Annotated in this window: 18 protein-coding genes; 6 read left to right on the top strand and 12 right to left on the bottom strand. The window is 42.6% G+C overall.

Annotation, left to right across the window (positions count from 1 at the left end; all coding sequences use genetic code 11):
- The first annotated feature begins 47 nt into the window (after positions 1-47).
- Positions 48-308: a DUF4268 domain-containing protein gene (locus J3998_RS07375; protein WP_208149383.1), complete on the top strand. Its 261-nt coding sequence runs from the start codon at positions 48-50 to the stop codon at positions 306-308.
- Positions 309-649: 341 nt separating this feature from the next.
- On the opposite strand, the gene J3998_RS07370 is transcribed toward J3998_RS07375, so the two are convergent.
- The 3 genes from J3998_RS07370 to J3998_RS07360 form a co-directional block, all read right to left on the bottom strand.
- The gene (locus tag J3998_RS07370; protein WP_208149381.1) at positions 650-913 is read right to left on the bottom strand and encodes a type II toxin-antitoxin system YoeB family toxin; all 264 of its coding nucleotides are present in this window, start codon (positions 911-913) and stop codon (positions 650-652) included.
- A complete protein-coding gene (locus J3998_RS07365; RefSeq protein ID WP_208149379.1) occupies positions 910-1170 on the bottom strand; it encodes a type II toxin-antitoxin system Phd/YefM family antitoxin in 261 nt (86 codons plus the stop codon). The genes J3998_RS07370 and J3998_RS07365 overlap by 4 nt, the downstream gene beginning before the upstream one ends.
- Before the next feature lie 85 nt (positions 1171-1255).
- Positions 1256-2911: a 2-isopropylmalate synthase gene (locus J3998_RS07360; RefSeq protein WP_243750650.1), complete on the bottom strand. Its 1656-nt coding sequence runs from the start codon at positions 2909-2911 to the stop codon at positions 1256-1258.
- Between the two features lie 158 nt (positions 2912-3069).
- On the opposite strand from J3998_RS07360, the gene J3998_RS07355 reads away from it, so the two are divergent.
- Positions 3070-3531, top strand: a complete 462-nt coding sequence (locus J3998_RS07355) for an Lrp/AsnC family transcriptional regulator (protein WP_208149377.1) — start codon at positions 3070-3072, stop codon at positions 3529-3531.
- 142 nt (positions 3532-3673) lie between these two features.
- Entirely contained in the window at positions 3674-5056 is a 1383-nt protein-coding gene (gene nhaA / locus J3998_RS07350) for a Na+/H+ antiporter NhaA (RefSeq protein WP_208149375.1), read from the top strand.
- An 82-nt stretch (positions 5057-5138) separates the two neighbouring features.
- On the opposite strand, the gene J3998_RS07345 is transcribed toward nhaA, so the two are convergent.
- The gene (locus tag J3998_RS07345; protein WP_208149373.1) at positions 5139-5927 is read right to left on the bottom strand and encodes an MlaA family lipoprotein; all 789 of its coding nucleotides are present in this window, start codon (positions 5925-5927) and stop codon (positions 5139-5141) included.
- Positions 5928-5937: 10 nt separating this feature from the next.
- On the bottom strand, positions 5938-6867 hold the full coding sequence (locus J3998_RS07340; protein WP_208149371.1) for a hydrogen peroxide-inducible genes activator: 930 nt from the start codon (positions 6865-6867) through the stop codon (positions 5938-5940).
- Positions 6868-7361: 494 nt separating this feature from the next.
- On the opposite strand from J3998_RS07340, the gene J3998_RS07335 reads away from it, so the two are divergent.
- Positions 7362-7961 carry a nitroreductase family protein gene (locus tag J3998_RS07335; RefSeq protein ID WP_208149369.1) on the top strand — a complete coding sequence of 200 codons (600 nt, stop codon included), beginning with the start codon at positions 7362-7364 and terminating at the stop codon, positions 7959-7961.
- 130 nt (positions 7962-8091) lie between these two features.
- Here the strand turns inward: J3998_RS07335 and J3998_RS07330 are convergent, their stop codons facing one another.
- The 5 genes from J3998_RS07330 to J3998_RS07310 all read right to left on the bottom strand — a co-directional run bounded on the left by J3998_RS07330 (position 8092) and on the right by J3998_RS07310 (position 14112).
- Positions 8092-8433, bottom strand: coding sequence for a hypothetical protein (locus tag J3998_RS07330; RefSeq protein ID WP_208149367.1), 342 nt, complete (start codon positions 8431-8433; stop codon positions 8092-8094).
- Positions 8434-8460: 27 nt separating this feature from the next.
- Positions 8461-10104 (bottom strand): acetolactate synthase large subunit, encoded by a 1644-nt coding sequence (locus J3998_RS07325; protein WP_208149365.1) that lies wholly within the window; start codon positions 10102-10104, stop codon positions 8461-8463.
- A gap of 169 nt (positions 10105-10273) precedes the next feature.
- On the bottom strand, positions 10274-10897 hold the full coding sequence (locus J3998_RS07320; protein WP_208149362.1) for a thiol:disulfide interchange protein DsbA/DsbL: 624 nt from the start codon (positions 10895-10897) through the stop codon (positions 10274-10276).
- Positions 10898-10908: 11 nt separating this feature from the next.
- Positions 10909-12084: a c-type cytochrome biogenesis protein CcsB gene (ccsB, locus tag J3998_RS07315; RefSeq protein WP_208149360.1), complete on the bottom strand. Its 1176-nt coding sequence runs from the start codon at positions 12082-12084 to the stop codon at positions 10909-10911.
- Positions 12085-12099: 15 nt separating this feature from the next.
- On the bottom strand, positions 12100-14112 hold the full coding sequence (locus J3998_RS07310; protein WP_243750649.1) for a cytochrome c biogenesis protein ResB: 2013 nt from the start codon (positions 14110-14112) through the stop codon (positions 12100-12102).
- Between the two features lie 309 nt (positions 14113-14421).
- Between J3998_RS07310 and yihA the strand changes: the two genes are divergently transcribed.
- Entirely contained in the window at positions 14422-15051 is a 630-nt protein-coding gene (gene yihA / locus J3998_RS07305) for a ribosome biogenesis GTP-binding protein YihA/YsxC (protein ID WP_208149358.1), read from the top strand.
- A 68-nt stretch (positions 15052-15119) separates the two neighbouring features.
- Here yihA and J3998_RS07300 read toward each other — a convergent pair whose 3' ends face one another.
- Both J3998_RS07300 and polA read right to left on the bottom strand, forming a co-directional pair.
- Positions 15120-15836 (bottom strand): hypothetical protein, encoded by a 717-nt coding sequence (locus J3998_RS07300; RefSeq protein WP_208149356.1) that lies wholly within the window; start codon positions 15834-15836, stop codon positions 15120-15122.
- Between the two features lie 297 nt (positions 15837-16133).
- Complete coding sequence (polA, locus tag J3998_RS07295) at positions 16134-18950, bottom strand: DNA polymerase I (protein WP_208149354.1); 2817 nt, start codon at positions 18948-18950, stop codon at positions 16134-16136.
- A gap of 60 nt (positions 18951-19010) precedes the next feature.
- On the opposite strand from polA, the gene J3998_RS07290 reads away from it, so the two are divergent.
- Positions 19011-19961, top strand: coding sequence for a homoserine kinase (locus J3998_RS07290; RefSeq protein WP_208149352.1), 951 nt, complete (start codon positions 19011-19013; stop codon positions 19959-19961).

The raw sequence follows: 19961 nt of genomic DNA, 5'->3' as shown, positions 1-19961 counted from the left end.
TCACTGAATTATTTACCGCCAGCTGTGTATGCTAAACAGGTGGCATAATGAAAAAATCTCATCAAGAGAATGGTACTAATTCAGGGGAAAGGTCAGAATCTATAGAAGCTTCTTTTGGACGTTCTTTAGAATGGGAAAGACTTAACGATAAACGTGCATGCAGAATTAAAGCTGAAATTCCTGGAAATGTCTTTGACCAAGATGAATGGACTAAAATGACTAAATTCATGACTGAATCTATGTGCCATCTTGAATCAGCAATTAAAAAACCACTACGCCAACTTGGTGAAAAGATAAAAAATAGATGAAAAGGGGGACGCTACCCTTTTTTAGTTAAGTAGATTGAAAGTGTCAGAGTAAAATTAGGCGTTAATTTCAATTGAAAAACTATAATTTATCAAACCCTTCTGGCTCTATATCTGGTACTTTTTTCATTACGGATAAAAAGTCGGCTTTATTGCCTTTAGCAGCCCTTTCAGCTAAATAAGATTCTGTCATTAAGGAAGATACTTTTTCACCCACCGCTGAGGCAATGAGCTGATTAATCTATACGCCCTCTTGTTGCGCAAGTAAGCGGATTTGTTGATGCAGTGAATCTGGTAAACGAACGCTTAAGGTACTCATTTTTCACCTATATAATCGTAAAGGTTTAATCGCCATAATGTGTTCTAGCACGAACTACCAATACCACACAGCGGCCGTTATCGATGCGGTAGACAATTCTGTCTTGAAAGCTTAAGCGAACAGAATAATAGCCTTTCAAATCTCCAACCAAAGGTTTTCCGGTTTCGGGGGCGATTGAAATTTTATTGCGAAGGATATCTTTGAGTTTTTGTTTGAGCTTTGGAGTGAGTTTGGCGACATCTTTTTGAGCTTGTTTAGTGAACTCGATTTGATAGCGTTCGCAGCTCACAACGGCTCTCCAAACACATCTTCAAAACTCACTACATCGCCTTGTTCAGCTTCTTTTACCGACTGATTAAAGGTTTTTTTGAAATTTGGGTTGGACAGCAAATGCAGAGTTTCTTGCAGACTTTCATAATCCTCAGCAGACATAATTACCGAGTTACCCGACTTATGTTGCACTTGGATAATTTCATGCTGTTGATTGGTTTGTTTGATGATTTCAAAAAACGATTTTCGTGCCTCGGTGGCCGTCATAGTCAGCATCGATTTACTCCCTTAAATTTAAACGTACCAGATAATGTACCACTTAAACTCAAGGTCGTAAACAGTCAACTAATTTCTTTTTAAATTAAGCACTTAGCCCTTTCAAGGTGGCCTGAATCATTGCTGAAACCGTATCTTGTGCGGTGGCAACGCCGACTTTTTTGCCTTCGTTAGTTTGCAATAAAACATAGGCGACGGCAAAGGCGTCCTTGCCGTTGGACATGTTTTCCATTTGAACCGCATGTTCGGCATAATCGACGACATCAATGCTTTTGCCGGTTTTCTTTTGGTAAGCATCGCATAGTGCACTTAAAGTGCCTTTACCTTCTCCAGACCACGTTTCACCATCGAATTGTAAGGTGATTGTTTCGACATCCTTGTCTCGATTGACTTGATAGGATTGAATGCGCCCGTTGAACTGACCAAATTTATAGTAGTCTTTGAAACTTTCAAAAAGGTCAACGTGGCTCACTACACCGCCCTGTTCTTCCGCCAATTTCTGAGCTGTTCCGGCAAAGTCCATCTGCACCCATTTCGGCATATTCAAGCCATATTCCTGTTCCAAAATAAAAGCGGAACCCGCTTTCCCCGATTGGGAATTCACGCGAATAATTGCTTCGTAATCACGACCAATATCTTTCGGATCAATCGGCAAATAAGCCACATTCCATGGCTTGCTGTCTTCTTGCTTTAATAGACACTTACGAATCGCGTCTTGATGCGAGCCGGAATAAGCCGTGTAAACCACATCACCGACCCAAGGATGACGCGGATGCGTTTGAATTTTGGTGACTTCTTCAACTACGTCCATCCATTTTTCTGGATTGGTGAAGTCTAACTCTGGATCAATGCCCTCTGAATACAAGTTCATTGCCAAAGTAACGATATCCATATTTCCGGTACGCTCACCATTTCCTAAAAGCGTGCCCTCAATACGATCTGCTCCGGCCAATAGCGACAATTCTGCCGCGGCCACCGCGCAACCACGATCATTATGAGTGTGAATCGAAATAATCGCGGACTCTCTATTTGGCAAATGACGAATAAAGTATTCCACTTGGTCAGCAAAGCGATTCGGCGAATTACTTTCGACCGTCGCAGGCAAGTTTAAAATGCATTTGTTATCCGGCGTTGGTTGCCAAACGTCCATCACTGCCTGACACACTTCCACTGCATAATCAGTTTCGGTTTGAGAGAAGCTTTCCGGTGAATATTGGAAAATCCATTCTGAATTGGAACCCTCTTGTTTGGCCTTTTCAGCATATTCTTGAACCCATATCGCGCCTTGCACCGCCATGGCTTTGATTTCATCTTTGGATTTTTCAAACACATTTTCACGCTGCACAATCGAAGTGGTGTTATAAACGTGAATCACCGCTTGTTTCACACCTTTTAGTGCTTCATAAGTACGTTCAATCAAATGCTCTCGTGCTTGTACCAACACCTGAACCGTCACGTCTTCTGGAATACGATTTTCTTCAATTAACCGGCGGGTAAACTCAAATTCTGGCTGAGATGCAGACGGAAAACCAATTTCAATAGTTTTAAAACCAATAGCTACCAATTCATCCCAAAGCTTTAGCTTCTGCTCAACATTCATCGGATTAGCAAGCGCTTGATTGCCATCGCGCAAATCCACACTCACCCAAATCGGGGCTTGAGTTAATTCATTATTTGGCCATTGGCGATCTGGCAAATTAGGGGTTGGATTGCGGCGGTATTTTGCTGGATTCATTGTCATTTTAGTTTTCCATGCGAATTTTTTAAACGTGGAGATATTTTACTGCGAATATCACGCACTTTTATTGCAACTTATGCAGTTTAAAACGATATAATTGCAAGATAATTTCTATTAAAATTAAATATTCACATTTTATTGCGAATAAAGACTAAAAAACGATGAAACTCGATCAATACGACAAAGCTATTTTGCATGCCCTGCAACAGAATGGGCGTTTGAGTAATCAGGAAATAGCCGACCAAATTGGCTTATCGCCTTCGGCTTGCCTACGTCGTTTTAAGGCGCTGGAAAACCACGGTATTATTCAAGGCTATCAAGCTCAGTTGGATGCCAAAAAACTTGGATTAGATTTGATGGCATTGGTTCACATCTCGATGGATAAACATACTCAAGAGCGATTTGAAGAATTCGAACGAGAAATTCAAAAATTACCGAATGTTATCGAGTGTTTACTTTTGACTGGCCAAAGTGCGGATTATCAGCTTAAAGTCGTCGTCAAAGATCTCGATGCTTATCAAGAATTGCTACTCAAACACCTCACTAAAATTCCCGGTGTGAGCGGTGTGCATACCAGTTTTGTGCTACGTAAGGTAATCGCCAATAAAGCCTTGCCGCTATAAGAAATTTAGGCAAACAAATAATCACATAACGGCATAAATCGTCCTGTCAGCGTGCTGAACTATAAAAAACTAAGAATTTCAGTAAAATACCCCGCTATAGAAACTTTTTATATTCACTATTTCCTCAATACAGGAACCTACTATGAAAATGCCCTTTTCTAAAAAAGAGTATCACTTAGAATCGCCTTGGGAGAGGCCTTTTACTAAGGTTATCACCCCCTTCCAGTCGTTTTTGCATCATCAATTAACAACTGGCATTATTTTAGTCTTTATGACTATTCTGGCGCTTTATTTAGCGAACAGTGCAGCTTATGCAGAAGCCTATCAACACTTTTTCCATACCTATTTCGGTTTTAGCTTTGGCGACGCTGAAGTCAAGCTGAGCCTACACCATTGGATTAATGATGCCTTAATGGCTATTTTCTTCTTTTTGGTTGGTTTAGAAATTAAACGCGAAATTTTGGTTGGTGAGTTGTCTGACCCGAAAAACGCGATTCTACCGATTGGTGCTGCGGTCGGCGGCATGGTGTTTCCTGCGTTGTTCTATGTGTACTTCACTTATGGCACTGAAGCGGTCAACGGTTGGGGAATTCCAATGGCGACCGATATCGCTTTTGCAATTACCGCACTGGTGGTTTTAGGCAAACGCGTACCGCCTGCGTTGGTAACTTTCCTGGTCGCATTGGCGATTGTTGATGATTTAGGCGCAGTAACGGTTATCGCTCTGTTCTACACTGCCGAAATCGATATGACTGCGCTAGTCACAGCTTTTGCCCTATTCGCCCTGCTATTAGCATTTAACCGCTTCGGTATTCATCGCGTACTACCGTATGCGATTGTCGGTATCCTAATGTGGGCGGCAATGTTGTCTTCGGGTGTGCACGCAACCATCGCCGGTATCTTGACCGCCCTAGCGATTCCTGCACGTCCTAAGTTTAATCCGAACTTTTTCAGCGACCACATGGATGACCTGACAGAACAATATAAAAAGCACGATACGAAAACTGAAAACTACGTGTTATGCGAAAACCGCGAAGGCATTTTGTCGGAGATGGAAACCAGCGTGAAACGCGTTCAACCGCCGCTAAATCGCCTCGAACACGGACTGCATCTGCCGGTAGGTATTTTGATTATCCCTATCTTCGCTTTGGCAAACGCCGGTGTCGCGATTAATTGGTCGGAAATGGGCACACTATTGGTTGAACCGGTTGCTGCTGGGGTTATCAGCGGTTTAGTACTTGGTAAGCTCGTGGGTATCTTTGGTGTCGCTTGGCTGATGATTAAATTAGGTATTGCTCGCCTACCATCTGGAGCAAGCATGAACCAACTGTTTGGTACCGCGTTCTTAGGTGGTATCGGCTTTACCATGTCGATATTCATTGCCGAGCTGGCGTGGGTTGATCCAGGCATTATGCTAGTTGAAGCAAAGACCGGTATTTTGGTTGCTTCATTACTGGCAGCGGCCATTGGCCTGACATGGTTACGCTTTATCGCTAAGCCTGCACCGGATTACAAACCGGAATAATCACTGGTTATTTCAGTGAAATGAAAAACCCGCTTTGGATAATTCCTTAGCGGGTTTTTTAGTATTTAGAGATGATTAAAAATTAATCAAAATTAAAATCATCTAAAGCCGGCATTGGCGGCGCACCGTTATATAACTGCCCCATGCGTAACTGAATATAGCCTTCACGCGCAAATTCATAGCCTGTAGAGCGATTTATTAGGTCATCCAGCAACGGAGCTACCTTGGTGTAAGAAATAAAGCCTGAAGTGGCAAATAAAGCGATACGTTGCTCATCGCCGAAATCGGCATGATCATAAATTTCAAATGGGTCAGAAATACTCTCTACCCCACTGCCGAAAATACCACGTGTTGTGGTTGGCCCTAATAGCGGCAAAACTAGGTAATTGGTTTCCGGCCACACACCCCAAACAAATAGAGTTTGTCCTAAATCTTCATTTTTTGAATGCAGACCCATCTCGGTAGCAATATCCAAAACGCCAAAGAAGCCTATGGTGCTGTTAAAAGCAAAACGCATAAAGCCGGTTAAGCCACCTTCGATATCGCCCTGTAAGAAGCTGTTAAGCATAGACAGGGGTTCACCAAGGTTATCGATAAAGTTTTCCAAGCCCGTTCTGGCAGGACTTGGGATTTTTTTATAGGCATTACTTAACGGACGTCCGATACTGTCGTGAAACGCTAAGTTAAAGTCGAACATAGCACGGTTAAAGTCGGAATAAGGATCCAGATTACTAATGGCATTACCGCTAACCGGTTTAGTTACAGTGACTTCTTCAGCAAGTACGTCGCCAAAGAGTATGTCGTAGTCGTCGGCATACGCTTTAGTTTGAAACAGCAAAACAAAAGCAAATACAAAAATCGGAAATTTCATAGTCGGTCAATTAATTATCAATTGGAATAGTACAAGGGATGTCGATGCTTTTAATTACTTTCTTAAAAGCAGCTAAAACCTCGGTACGCGGAAAAGTTTTACGCCAAGCCAAAGCAACCACACGGTTTGCTTGATCTTTAGCGGCCAATTCACGAATTTTAAATAAATTTTCATCTCTTTCAGATAAAGAAGTACATGGAAATATTGATATTCCAACACCTGAAGCGACCATATAACGAATGGTCTCTAAAGAACTCCCTTCAAAAGTCTTTTGCAAACGATCACTTTGGTAATTCATATGCATCAAATTCGGATAGGTCTCGACCACTTGATCTCGAAAACAGTGACCCGCGCCTAATAAGAGTACGGTTTCATCTTTAATTTGGTTTAAAGAAATTTTGCTATCTTTCTTAGCGAGTTCATGTTGAGGAGGAATAACCACTTTAAAAGGCTCTTGATAAAGAGGCATGGTTTCAATATTTGGCTCTTGGAAGGGTAAGGAAATAATTGCTAAGTCCAATTCACCGGATTGTAGCTTTTCCGCTAAAACATGTGTGTAGTTCTCTTCAATAATCAGCGGGATATTTGGTGATTGCTTATTGAATTCTGGAATAAACTTCGGCAGTAAGTAAGGTGCAACAGTGTAAATGGCACCAATCTTTAGCTGCGATGAAAGATCTCCCTGAGATTCTTGAGCAATGGTTTTAATATCTTGGGTACGTTCAATTATCTGTTCTGCAAGATCAATAATCTTTTTACCGATAGGGGTCACTATAACGTCTTGTTTACGACGTTCAAACAGGATAACACCTAGTTCTTCTTCCAGCTTTTTTACGGCAACACTTAATGTTGGTTGACTGACAAAGCAGGTTTCAGACGCTTTACGGAAATGTTTTTCCTTAGCGACAGCAATAATGTATCTCAGTTCACTTAATGTCATATAGCGACTCTTACCTATATAGCGTCATAATAATTTCCTGATTTGCTCGCATTCTGTGAGTAAAGCAGGGATGTTATTAAAGTATAGTTTGGAATATATATTCCTTTTTATTGTTATTCTTAGTGAAACAAAATCTGTAGATAAAAATTAATATTCACTAAATATCAGACACTTAAGCAGTGACTAAGCTGTGTACAGGCTTTTTTATAACCCATGTGAATAAAAGTGGGCATTTTGGGGATAAAATTTTGGATTTGGAAAAAAACGTTATTTATCCACAAAAAAGCACATCTTATCCAGAGGGATTGAGTGAAAATGCCTTAATTTTGCTGATTATGATACTGGCAAAGCGATTTTTTTGCATTGCCGGAGTCTTAGAATGCTGAATTTAATGGTAAAAAATCGGATTTTTAAGCATTCAACGCTAGAAAACGATAAAGAAATTTCTACAATGGCTGCAAATTTTTCATTAATCCTATTTAAAGAGGAACAGCATGAGCATCAGTACCGAATCTTTGCTGAAATTAATTGAAGCGCGTAGAACTTGTTACCTGTTTAATCCGAAAGAACAAATGCCTCTAACTGATGAGCAGATTGAAAGCTGTTTACAGGCGGCAATTTGGGCACCGAACCATAAATTGACCCAACCTTGGCGTTTTTGGGTACTTGGTGAGCAAACCCAGCTGGAATTAGCCAGCGTCTATGCGCAGCTACGTGCCGATAAACGTGCCGAGCCGGGAACTGAGAACCATCTGGCCATTTATAACGCCGCAGTGGATAAATTTAAAGCGATGCCGCGTGTTGTTTTAGTTGGGCAGGTGTTGGCTGAAGATGTTGTGGTGCGTAAAGAAGATTACGCGGCTTGTGCGTGTGCGATTCAGAATTTGCAGTTAATGGCTTGGCAGCAGGGCATAGGTACGCAGTGGAGCACTGGTCCGATTTTGCAAGCGGAGCAGACTTATCAAGCGATTAATCAGCAAGCCGATAAGGTTGAGCTGATTGGAGCTTTGTATATGGGGCACTTACGTGGCGATTGTAGTAGCCAAAATGCGAAACGTAAACCTGTGGCAGAAGTGACTGAATGGCTGGCTTAGAAAGCCTTTAACGGACTTGTAAAGCCGCTGATGAGCTTTTAGTTGACTTCTCAAGTCCCCATTACAAAAAACGCCGTTAAGTCCTTGTATGTTACTTAACGGCGTTTTTATTTTAAGAAGAGAGAAATTGTTAGATTTCAATCATGTCGTCTTCTTCAAAAATAGGCGAATTATTTTGGTTTAGATGACGCAAACGTTTCTTGAACAGCATAATATTTTGTACCGGTTCCGGTAGATCGGTAATCAACATTAAATCCTTGTCGATCATAACTTGCACTACATCTTCGATGGAACGAATCATTTTTAAATCGAGGCGATTAAGTAGTTCGTAGATAATCTCTTGGCTATTATCCGATTCGGAGATAAAGCGGCTAACTTCTTGGTCAGTAATACTGATTTCTTCAAATCCATCTTCTGGAGCGAATTCAATCTCAGTGATATGGCCTTGATCGTCTTTTTTTACATACAGCATAGGGTTTCCTTAAAGCGTCTAATGCGCTTAATCCTCAATCTCTGATAAAACATTCCCAAGTAGGGTGGTTAAGCGGTCATTTTGCGAATAATCGACTGGACAGTCAATTACGGTAACGGTTGGATTTTGCAATGCCTTTTGCAAGGTTGGTAAGAGTTGTTCGGCCTTTTCGATGCGCACTGCATCGGCACCAAATGATTTAGCGTAAGCGACAAAATCCGGGTTCTTGAAATCAATATAGGCACTGCGACCGTAACGGCGTTGTTGTTTCCATTCGATTAGCCCATATTGGCTGTCGTTCCAGATTAAAATTACATACGGTGTATTGCAGCGTAGGGCGGTTTCAATCTCTTGCGAATTCATCATAAAGCCGGCGTCACCGGTGACAGCAACCACGCCGCTATTTGGATAGGCCAGTTTAGCAGAAACCCCGCCAGGTACAGCAATACCCATTCCGGCAAAACCGTTGGAGATAATGCAGGTGTTTGGTTTATCGCAACGGAACATACGTGCCATCCACATCTTGTGAGCACCTACGTCGCTGATAGCGATGTCATCTGACTTCATGGCGGTACGCAGATCCCAAATAATTTTCTGTGGCAACATCGGCCAAGCGTCGCTTCGTGAACAGCGGTTCATTTCGCCAATCATCGCTTCACGCAGTAAGAAATCGATTTTGGTTTCGGTAATCGGCTTCTCAATGGCGTTTCCAAGTGCTTTCAGGTTTGCACCAACATTACCAATTAGTTCAACCGCCGGAATATAGCTTTTATCGACTTCGGCCTTTTTGGTATCGATATGAATAATCGTGTGGCTACGGTTTGGATTCCATAGGTGGGGGTGATATTCGACCATATCGAAACCGACGCATATTACTAAGTCAGCTTTTGCAAAGCCGCCGTTTTCGTAGTCGCCTTTCTGTAAGCCGGCAGTTCCCATCGCCATTGGGTTATAGAAAGGGATAACGCCTTTGGCCATAAAGGTATTAACCACTGGAATTTTATGTTGTTCGACAAAGTGTTCGATATCGGAGGTAGCGCGGCCACGTACTGCGCCGTTACCAACCAGTATCAGTGGATTTTTAGCTTGGCTGACTAAGTTGGCGGCTTTAGCAATTAGTTCGCGATGGGCAAAGGTCAAACGGTTTTCGCTAGAGGGTAGCGGCAGTTCGTTGACGTCCATTTCGGTAATGTTTTCCGGCAAGTCGATAAAGGTCGCCCCCGGTTTTTCTGCTTGCGCCAACTTAAAGGCTTTACGGATCACCTCTGGAATAGTTTCCGGCTCCAGAACTTGAGTGGCATATTTGGTAATCGGTTTGAACATACTGACCAAATCGACCACTTGATGCGACTCTTTGTGCATACGAGTGGTAGCGGCCTGACCGGCGATAGCTACAAGTGGGGCGTTATCCATATTGGCGTCTGCTACGCCGGTAACTAAATTGGTCGCTCCCGGTCCGAGAGTGGAAAGGCAAACCCCAGGTTTTCCAGTCAAACGACCATAAACATCGGCCATAAAAGCAGCGCCTTGTTCGTGGCGGGTGGTGATAAAGTTGATCTCTGAATCTAATAGGGCATCCATTAGATCAAGGTTTTCTTCACCGGGAATTCCAAAAATGTAGTCGACTTCTTCATTTTCCAAACATTGCACAAACAGTTCAGCGGCTTTCATAGATGTTCCATTGGTTGTATTTTTTGCAGTAATGCATTACTGGCGATATTTAGTATTGGCTTTATTATGAAGTCTTGCTTATTAAATGACTAGAGCAAGCTGAATTTATATTGATGGGAGATAATGGGGAGTGAGGCTGAGTTAAGAGTCAGCCTCGAGGATAGACCCGTTATTTTTCGGTCAGTTGGTTTACAACATCCCAAAGCGCGCGGCGGCTCCCAGCCATAGGCACGTCAGTCAGATATTTACCATTGACGATAAGCGCAGGAACACCTTCTACTTCGTATTGGCGAGTCAATTTACCGGCAGCACGAACGTGTTGATCAACAGTGAAGCTGGCAAACATATCTTTGTAGGTTTGCTTTTCAACACCAAATTGAGCATAAAAATCTGCTAGGGCATCAACACTAAATAATGGTTTTTTATCGCGGTGAATCGCATGGAAAAATGCTTCATGCGACTTGTCTAAAATTCCTAATTCTTGGGCGGTAAAGAAAACACGAGCCATGAAAATCCAGTTAGGGTTATTAAACACCACCGGCATGCGTTTAAATTCAACGTCGGCCGGTTTACTCTTCAACCACTGGTTTAAACTGTCTTCTAAATGGTAACAGTGCGGACAGCTGTATCCAAAGACTTCAACCACTTGTTTTTTTGCCGGTGCAATTGGAATAGGATTTTTTAAGACTTTGTAATGAACACCTGTCATTAGTTCGACTTTCGCCCAGCTGGCCGGCGTCAGTAGCGCCAAACCAGTAAGACCAATCGATTGTAGGAAGTGACGACGATTCATTGCCATGCTCCTTATAGTTCACCGTATGAGTGTAGACCGGATAGGAACATATTTACTCCAAGGAAAGCAAAGGTGGTAATGAGCAAGCCGACAAATGCCCACCAAGCCATCGGGTTACCGCGCCAACCTTTAGACATGCGGATATGTAACCAAGCTGCGTAGTTAAGCCATACGATTAGCGCCCAAGTTTCTTTCGGGTCCCAAGACCAATAACCGCCCCAAGCTTCTGCTGCCCACATCGCACCAAGTACGGTCGCGATAGTGAAGAAGGCAAAACCAAGTGCGATGGTTTTATACATTAGGTCATCCATCACTTCCAGAGAAGGCATTTTCGCTGCAAAAGCGCTGTTTGGGTTTTTCTGTAGCGCTTTACTGGTGATTAGGTAAGCTACACCAATCATCGCGGCAATGGCGAAAGAACCGTACCCAACGAAGTTAGCTGGAACGTGTATCTTCATCCAGTAGGATTTTAGTGCTGGAACCAGTGGTTGGATTTCGTGCGCACCACGGTCGAAGTGGTACCAAAGTAGGAACGCAACCGATGCACTGATGACCAGCATAACGAAACCACCAAGTGCTTTGGCGTTGTATTTTACTTCGTAGTAAAGGTAAATCAGACCGGTTAATACCGCGAATAAAATGAATACTTCATACAGCGAGCTGACCGGAATATGACCGTAGTCGAAGTTGATGATGTAAGACTCGCGCCAGCGCACCATCATCCCGACGAGACCGAAAGTCACGGCCGCCCACACCATTGTGGTTGCGGTTTTGTAGGTAAATTCTGACTTATTGAAAAGCGCTAAGAAATAGGTTGCTGTCGCTAGAACGAACAGTGCACTCATCCACATAATCGCCGATTCACTGGAAACTAGGAATTTCAGGAAGAATGCAGTCTCCTTCGTTTCGATGACATTACCATGGCTGCTATAGGTCCATAGCGCCAACAGTGACATACCGGCTACCCAGTAGCTCATAGTCATCAAGCTTGGCCAAAAGCGTCCAAGCCAGATCATAGATGCTGCTGTTCCAATTAAAATACCGACTTCATAGACGTCCATCAGGCTGCTGTATTGGGTATAGGCGAAAATACTGCCTAAGACCACAAAAGCGATCCAGACAAAATCTTTTAGCGTATACGGCTTTTTCTCTTCTTGGATCGAATCCATTATGGTTTGCGTTTGCATAGTCGTTACCTACTATTATGCTTGTTTACTTACGGTCTGAATTTGGTTGGAAATTTTTTCAAATTCAGTTTTGGTTTCCGGCAGATTCTTATTATCTTTAGCTGCCAAGGTGAGTTCCAGTTTTTCATTTTCCGGTTTGATATTAACCCAGAAACGTCGTTGACGAACGTAGAACATAAAGAAGACACCAATAATTAACATGGTACTTCCAAAATAAACGATGTCTTTACCAGGTGATTTGGTAATTTGTAGACCTGTTGCTTGAACTTGTTGAAAGCTGTCGATTTCAAAATACATCGGCGGGCCATATTTCGATAAGCTTGAGATAACCGTTAGAGCATCCTCGAACCATGTTTTATCGAAATCGCTGATTTCATCTTGAATCGATTTAACCACACCTTCTTCGCGCAAAAGTGCCATATAAGCGCTTTGTAGGGCAAAAGTCGTCTGAGTGAAATAATAATCACTGACTTTTTCTTGTTCTTCTTTCGGTACATTCGTTTGGATAAACTGAGTCAAACCAGCGAAGCCTGAACGGCGGAAAACGGTCATTAGCTGTTCAACCAGACGTAACTGTAAAGCGTAGGTGCGTTGATCCATGTCTTCGGTAAACGGATACTGTTCTTGGAAAATTCGCGACACTCGTTGCGGATTATTCAAAATTGCCAAGAATTTGAAGAAACGCTCTTTACTGCGCTTAGCATCTGCCGGAATAAACAAGTAACGGAATTCTTCAGCTGCCGATTGACGAACGCCAGTCATAAAGAAATATCGGCCTTCTTGTTTGTTTGCCATTACATAGTTTTCATATTCCCATGCTTTACCTTGTTCGTTACGAACTTTAAAGGTAATGGTTGGACCGTTGTTATGGAATTTACGACCCGTAGCAGCTTTCTCTTCCTCGGTCATCGGTACCATATTGAAGTTTCGGAAATCGTCTAATTCCAAACGGAACTTGCCATGAGCGGTTTTCAGTGGCTCCACTTTATTAATTGCCGTATCCAATTCAAGCGGTGCTACCACCGGTGCCAGTAATGGATGAACGTTTAGTTTTAGCTTTGTACCGCCATCGCTAAACGAAGATTGATAAATTGCGTAGTTCTCAAAATACAGTGGTTTGTTTACTTCAATCGTTTGGCGGATAGGTTCCTCTCGGCCAGGGATATAAAGCTCTAAATCCGATTCATAGGTTTTTGGCATACCAGTATCGTAATACTGGATGCGGAAATCCTTATTGACGATAGAGAACGGCAGTTGTTGAACTAAGAAACCGTTATCGTAAGGTAAGAATAGTACGTCTGATTTTTGATCTTCAGCGATATTTACCGTGCCTCGGAAAGAGATATTTTCGTCGCCGACCCATGACGTTTTTGGAATCTGATCAAGGCTGACAGTGCGGGTTTCCGGGATTAGATCTCCAGTTAGTTCGCGATATTTCAACAAAAGATTGCTATCCAGCAAGGCACCAAGACAGATAACAATAATTGAAATATGAGTAAAGATATATCCTAATCGGTTCCAACTGCCTTTAAGGCCGGCAACGGTGACTGAACCGTCATCGCGTTGATGGATTTTGGTTTTATAACCGTGTTTTTCCAATACCAATTGCGCCACTTTTTGCTGATCATCTAGCGAAATGTCAGTATTAAACTGCCTATTATTGGTTTGGTGTTTGATAGCGGTTTGCGACAGTTTTTCACTAAACTGCTTCATGTCTTTCATAAAGCCGGGGCCGTTACGAGCCACGCAAACACTGGTCGAAATCAGAAGGAATACCAAAACTAGGATAAACCACGCGGCGCCGTAAACTTGGAAGAGACCCAAACTATTAAAAACTTCGGTCCAGAAAGGCCCAAATTTGATGATGTAATCTTGGAAGGATTGGTTTTGTTGCAGCACAGTACCGATTACTGAAGCAATCGAAAGCATGACCAATAAAGTTACCGCTAAGTTCATAGAACCCAAGAAGTTCATTATTTGGCTAGGCTTTTTATTAACTTTCTTGCCTGTTGGCTGTGTATTACTCATGCTCGTGTCGTGCCTTTACATTTAGGACTCAAAGAGTTGCCTTAAATTTTAATTATCCATTAATTAATTTGTTTTATATTGGCCGTAAATGTCGTTTTTTGCTTCTTTTAGGGCGCAAGAATTTATGCCAATTAAGGTTAATAACCTTTTGGTTAGCACATTTTTTTAACATTATTTATATGCTTGAAACCCGCTATATATCGCATTTATAGGGAATTTTGAGGCCTATTTTTAATGGATCAATTTAATTAAAAATAGGATAGAGTATATAATTTTGCAAACAATTGATAAAGTCTTAAAGTAGCCTGTATGCAGCATCCCTTATATCAACAAGCGAAATACTTAAAAAGTGTGCCTACACTGAATCTTTGCCCGGAAGAATTAAAGTATGAAGTCGCATTCGCCGGACGTTCCAATGCCGGAAAATCCAGTGCTTTGAATGTCATCACTTCTCAGAAGAGTTTAGCACGAACCAGTAAAACCCCTGGGCGTACCCAATTGATTAACTTTTTCACTTTGGATGAAGAACGTGCATTGGTCGATTTACCCGGCTATGGTTTCGCCAAAGTGAATGTCAAAATCAAACGTGCTTGGGAAGCGGGATTGAGTGAATATATTGAGAAGCGCCCACAGTTGAAAGGAGTGGTGTTATTAATGGATTCTCGTATGCCACCGACAGAAATTGACATGACGATGCTAGAGTGGACGAAGAGCCTAGAATTGCCAGTTCATGTTTTGCTAACTAAATCTGATAAGTTAAAGAAAGGTCCGGCAAAAGCGAGCCTTTTGAAATTACGTAAAATGCTTAAAGAAGAATATCCACATGCTACAGCTCAACTGTTTTCGTCTTTAAAGCGTGATGGCTTAAATGAAGTATGGCTTAAACTTGATCATTGGTTTGAATATGAAAGACCGGTCAAAGAGAAGATGGCTGACTAGCTTTTTGTTCTTAATTGATATAAAAAAACCGACTTAATGTCGGTTTTTTTATAGGTGATTTGGCATTTTTAGAAACGGTAACCAGCTTTAATTGAGTAGTTATTGTTATCACCGATTTGGTTATAACCAACTAAGATATCAAATGCGAATAGATTGATATTCAAACCTGCTGAAACTTTCAAAAGTGTCGGATTTTCTTCTTTAAGGGTCGTATTCAAAATAGGGTCAACTGAGGATGCCACCATACCAATGTTGGCGTAAGGCGTTACATTTGCAAAGCCTTTGGAAACGCCGAAGTCGACACCGAAAGATTGGTAATCTAGTGCATCAATACCCGAAGTCTGAGTATATTGGCCACCTACTGAAAGGCTTGGGTGTAAAACGCCGCCTTCAAGAATTGCGTAACGTAATTCACCGCTTAAACTAGAAGCGTCACTATCCATTAGCTTGCTGTATTGAATACCAATATCGAAACCGCCGGGAAGCCCTTTTTGGGCATTAATTGTTACTAGGTTTACACGATGATTAGTATCACGTTGTTGGTTGTTTAGTTTGAATTGAGATTCTGAAGAGGTCGCACTAATACCGATATCAAAACCAAGTGCGCCAAGAGGTTCTCCCGGAAGCAGAGTTTTGTATGCGAAAATATTAGTTACGCTGTCTGCAAAGTCAGCAAAATCGCTTTGGTTTAAGTTGACGCCATTAATATCATTATCACCGGCGACTACTTGACCACTGCCTAAACTAAGCATTAGTGCCGGAAAAATAATCTTGCGCGTAAGCATCTCAAATAAACCTCAAATTTAAATTACATAAACAGCCGGAATAGTACGTAATATTTACTGTAACTACGATAACACTTATTCCATTGTTTTCATTATACTTTTATTTTATAAGTATTAAAATAGTAAATACTTATATGAATACTTTTGTATTCTTAAAAGACTTTAATTCTATTTATAGAATCGCAATTTTGTGATTTTTAATTAATCATTATGAAAATAATTTAAGTCTTGGAAATAACGATTTTATTGATAAAAGTATTGTTTTTACTATTAATCTCGGCACTGAATTAATGATTGCTAATGAGCTTGTTCCCAGTTGTCGCCAATTCCGGCTTCAACCAATAACGGCACATCCAATTGCATCGCAGATTCCATTAGTTCTTTGATTTTCGCTTCGGCTTGTTGCAAATCTTGCTCGGCCACTTCAAATACCAATTCATCGTGAACCTGCATAATCATCTGCAAGTCTAAATCGGTTTCATCCAGCCATTTATCAATTGCGATCATCGCAGTTTTGATAATGTCGGCAGCGGTTCCCTGCATTGGCGCATTGATCGCAGTACGTTCCGCATATTGGCGTAACTGGCCATTACGAGAGTTGATATCCGGCAGATATAGACGACGACCTCCAAGGGTTGCAACATAGCCATTTTGTTTGGCATTCTCTTTGGTCTGTTCCATATAAGTTAAAACGCCCGGATAACGTGCAAAATACAGGTTAATGTAATCTTGCGCGACATTACGTGGCACATTGAGCTGTTTTGCCAGACCGAATGCCGACATACCATAGATTAATCCGAAGTTAACTGCTTTGGCACTACGGCGTTGCTCAGTTGTGACCGATTCGACGGGCACACCGAAAATCTCTGCAGCGGTCGCTTGGTGAATATCTTTACCGGCGGAAAATGCATTCAACAAGCCTTCATCTGCTGACAAATGCGCCATAATGCGCAATTCAATCTGCGAGTAGTCAGCTGCTAAGATTTTGTAACCTGGACGTGGAATAAACGCATTACGGATACGACGACCTTCCGCAGTACGTACCGGAATATTCTGTAAGTTCGGTTCGGTAGATGATAAACGACCGGTTGAAGCGACTGCTTGCTGATAAGAGGTGTGGATACGACCGGTGCTAGGGTTTATCTGTTTCGGCAAAGAATCGGTATAGGTCGATTTCAGCTTTGCCAAGCTACGGTATTCAAGAATTAAGGTCGGCATTTCATGACCGTCTTCGGCCAGTTGTACCAGAACCGGCTCGGCAGTTGACGGTGCGCCTTTTGGGGTTTTCTTAACAATCGGCAGCTCCAGATTCTCGAATAGAATTGTCTGTAACTGTTTAGATGAGTTCAGGTTGAACTTCTCGCCGGCAATCAGATGCGCTTTTTGCTCCAATTCATCCAACTTAACGCTTAACTCTTCGCTCTGTTTGGCAAGCATATCGGTATCGACTAATACACCGTTGTATTCGATTTTCGCCAAAACCGGCATTAACGGCATTTCGATATCGGTCAGTACCTTAGCCAGTTCCGGTTCTTGTTGCAGTTGCGGCCATAGGGTTTGGTGCAATTGTAGGGTGATTTCCGCATCTTCTGCCGCATAATTGGCAGCAGTGTCGATATCGATTTGGTTAAAGGTCAGCTGTTTTTTACCTTTACCGGCGATTTCTTCAAAATGCACTGTTCGGCGGCCTAGATATTTCAACGCCAAATCGTCCATATTATGACGCGTAGCGACACTATTTAGCGTGTAAGACTCAAGCATGGTATCGAACTGCATGCCTTGCATGGTAATACCGTGGTTTTTAAGTACGTGCCAGTCGTATTTGAGGTTTTGCCCTACTTTATGAATATTCGCGTCTTCAAGAATTGGTTTTAGTGCATTTAGAACCATTTCACGATCTAACTGTTGCGGAGCCTCTTCGTAATCGTGTGCCAGCGGGATATAGCATGTGTACATTTTATCTTCGCGAGTTACCGCCAAGCAGACACCGACAACTTGCGCCTGCATCTGGTTTAGGGAAGTAGTTTCGGTATCTATGGCAAATAGGTCGGCGGTTTTAATCCATTCCAGCCACTGTTCGAATTCTTGTTGGCTAAAGACAGTTTGGTAATCGGCGGCGCTCTGTTCTAATGCGGTCGGAGCCGAGATAGTTGGTTCTGCGGTTGTTGCCGTTTTCTTCTGCACGGTTTGGCTGTGCGCTTTGGCACCATTGTTTTTAGTGAACGGCATTTCGCCTTTAGTGACTTGTCCAAGCCAAGTGCGTAACTCATATTCGGCAAATAACTCTTTTAAGCGTTCCATATCCGGTGCATGGCGGGTAATGTCCGCTAGACCGATTGGCAGTTCGCAATCAAGCTTAATTGTGGTTAATTGTCGTGAAAGTTCCAGTTGTTCGAGATTATTGCGGAGATTTTCGCCAATCTTGCCACCAATCATTGAAGAGTTTGCTACTAGGTTGTCGACATTGCCGAACGCGGTTAGCCATTTTACGGCGGTTTTCGGGCCACATTTTGGAATCCCAGGAATGTTATCAGCGCTATCGCCCATTAGTGCTAGGTAATCGATAATTTGGTCGGCGCGAACCCCGAATTTTTCAACAACGCCTTCGGGCGTCATCAGTGCATCGGTCATGGTATTGATTAGAGTGACATGTTCATTGACCAGTTGGGCCATATCCTTATCGCCGGTAGAAATCAGCGTGTCGTGTTGTGCCAAAGTCGCTTCATGCGCTAAGGTTCCCATGACATCATCGGCTTCCACGCCTTCAATCACCAATAACGGTAGGCCAAGCGCCTTAACGATTTCGTGAATCGGTTCAATCTGTGTGCGCAGTTCGTCCGGCATTGGCGGGCGGTGCGCTTTGTATTGGTCATACATTTCGTGACGGAAAGTCGGCCCCTTGGCATCGAAGATCACGGCCATTTTTTCCGGCTGGTACTGTTCCAACAATTTTCCAAGCATATTAATAACCCCAAAAATCGCTCCGGTAGCCTGTCCTTTCGAATTGGAAAGCGGCGGCATAGCGTGGAAAGCACGGAATAGATAGGAAGAGCCGTCAACTAAGATAAACGGGCTGTTTGGGTTGATTGGAAAGTCGGTTTTGGAAGCAGTCATTGAATCACTCTTATGGTAAAATTTGCCGAATCATTTTAGCGAATTACGAGAGTTTACTCTATGTCTGTCTATACCGTCGTTGAACAAAGCGATTTGGTCGAATTTTTACAAGATTATTCAGTTGGTGAATTAGACTCGTTTGAGGGCATTAGCGCCGGCATCGAAAACACCAACTATTTTGTCAATACCACTCTAAATGGGCAGACTCAGCAGTTTGTTTTGACGATTTTCGAACATCACAGTTTTGAAGAACTGCCGTACTTCTTGAATATTATGGCGTTTATGGCGGAACACCATATTCCGACCGCACATCCGATTAAAACACTTTCTAACGGCTATCTTAAAGAATTAAAAGGCAAACCGGCGGCATTGGTTGAGCGTTTGAAAGGCGGCGGTGTTGACCATCCAAACGATACACAATGTTCGGTGATGGGGAAATATCTGGCAAAATTCCATGAAGCCGGAACTGATTTTTCCGACTTCCGTCCGAATGACCGTGGTCTGGACTGGATGAAGTCGACTTACAGCATCATCAAACAATACTTGCCGCAAGACGAGCAGGCGATGATTGAAGATGAACTGGCTTTCCAGTCTGAAGTCGATTGGGCGCATTTGCCGTGTGGTGTCATCCATGCTGACCTTTTCTGTGACAATGCCTTGTTCTCAGGCAATGACCTGTCCGGTATTATCGACCTATATTACGCTTGTAACGCGCCTTTCTTATATGACTTAGCAGTAATGGTGAATGATTGGTGTCGCATCAATGAGAGTGGTGTTGATAATATCCATTTTGATGACGCTAAAGTCGAGCAAATGTTACAAGCTTATCGTCAGCAAAGAGCGTTAACCGTGGATGAAGAAAAAGCTTGGCCGGCGGCATTGCGTCTGGCGGCGTTGCGTTTTTTCCTGTCTCGTTTAAAAGACAAGCATATGCCGCGCGAAGGTGAAATGACCCAGATTAAAGACCCAAATGTCTTTAAGAAAGTGCTTAGTATTCACCGTCAGGCATAA

It is taken from the genome of Thiomicrorhabdus marina, assembly GCF_017571465.1.
Lineage (GTDB): Bacteria > Pseudomonadota > Gammaproteobacteria > Thiomicrospirales > Thiomicrospiraceae > Thiomicrorhabdus > Thiomicrorhabdus marina.
This window is presented reverse-complemented; position numbering and strand designations above follow the sequence as displayed.

Excerpts from the sequence above, each read along its gene's own strand:
- J3998_RS07375 (WP_208149383.1), top strand. The coding sequence starts at position 48 with ATGAAAAAATCTCATCAAGAGAATGGTACTAATTCAGGGGAAAGGTCA.
- J3998_RS07365 (WP_208149379.1), bottom strand. The coding sequence starts at position 1,170 with ATGCTGACTATGACGGCCACCGAGGCACGAAAATCGTTTTTTGAAATC.
- J3998_RS07360 (WP_243750650.1), bottom strand. The coding sequence starts at position 2,911 with ATGACAATGAATCCAGCAAAATACCGCCGCAATCCAACCCCTAATTTG.
- J3998_RS07355 (WP_208149377.1), top strand. The coding sequence starts at position 3,070 with ATGAAACTCGATCAATACGACAAAGCTATTTTGCATGCCCTGCAACAG.
- nhaA (WP_208149375.1), top strand. The coding sequence starts at position 3,674 with ATGAAAATGCCCTTTTCTAAAAAAGAGTATCACTTAGAATCGCCTTGG.
- J3998_RS07345 (WP_208149373.1), bottom strand. The coding sequence starts at position 5,927 with ATGAAATTTCCGATTTTTGTATTTGCTTTTGTTTTGCTGTTTCAAACT.
- J3998_RS07340 (WP_208149371.1), bottom strand. The coding sequence starts at position 6,867 with ATGACATTAAGTGAACTGAGATACATTATTGCTGTCGCTAAGGAAAAA.
- J3998_RS07335 (WP_208149369.1), top strand. The coding sequence starts at position 7,362 with ATGAGCATCAGTACCGAATCTTTGCTGAAATTAATTGAAGCGCGTAGA.
- J3998_RS07330 (WP_208149367.1), bottom strand. The coding sequence starts at position 8,433 with ATGCTGTATGTAAAAAAAGACGATCAAGGCCATATCACTGAGATTGAA.
- J3998_RS07325 (WP_208149365.1), bottom strand. The coding sequence starts at position 10,104 with ATGAAAGCCGCTGAACTGTTTGTGCAATGTTTGGAAAATGAAGAAGTC.
- J3998_RS07320 (WP_208149362.1), bottom strand. The coding sequence starts at position 10,897 with ATGAATCGTCGTCACTTCCTACAATCGATTGGTCTTACTGGTTTGGCG.
- ccsB (WP_208149360.1), bottom strand. The coding sequence starts at position 12,084 with ATGCAAACGCAAACCATAATGGATTCGATCCAAGAAGAGAAAAAGCCG.
- J3998_RS07310 (WP_243750649.1), bottom strand. The coding sequence starts at position 14,112 with ATGAGTAATACACAGCCAACAGGCAAGAAAGTTAATAAAAAGCCTAGC.
- yihA (WP_208149358.1), top strand. The coding sequence starts at position 14,422 with ATGCAGCATCCCTTATATCAACAAGCGAAATACTTAAAAAGTGTGCCT.
- J3998_RS07300 (WP_208149356.1), bottom strand. The coding sequence starts at position 15,836 with ATGCTTACGCGCAAGATTATTTTTCCGGCACTAATGCTTAGTTTAGGC.
- polA (WP_208149354.1), bottom strand. The coding sequence starts at position 18,950 with ATGACTGCTTCCAAAACCGACTTTCCAATCAACCCAAACAGCCCGTTT.
- J3998_RS07290 (WP_208149352.1), top strand. The coding sequence starts at position 19,011 with ATGTCTGTCTATACCGTCGTTGAACAAAGCGATTTGGTCGAATTTTTA.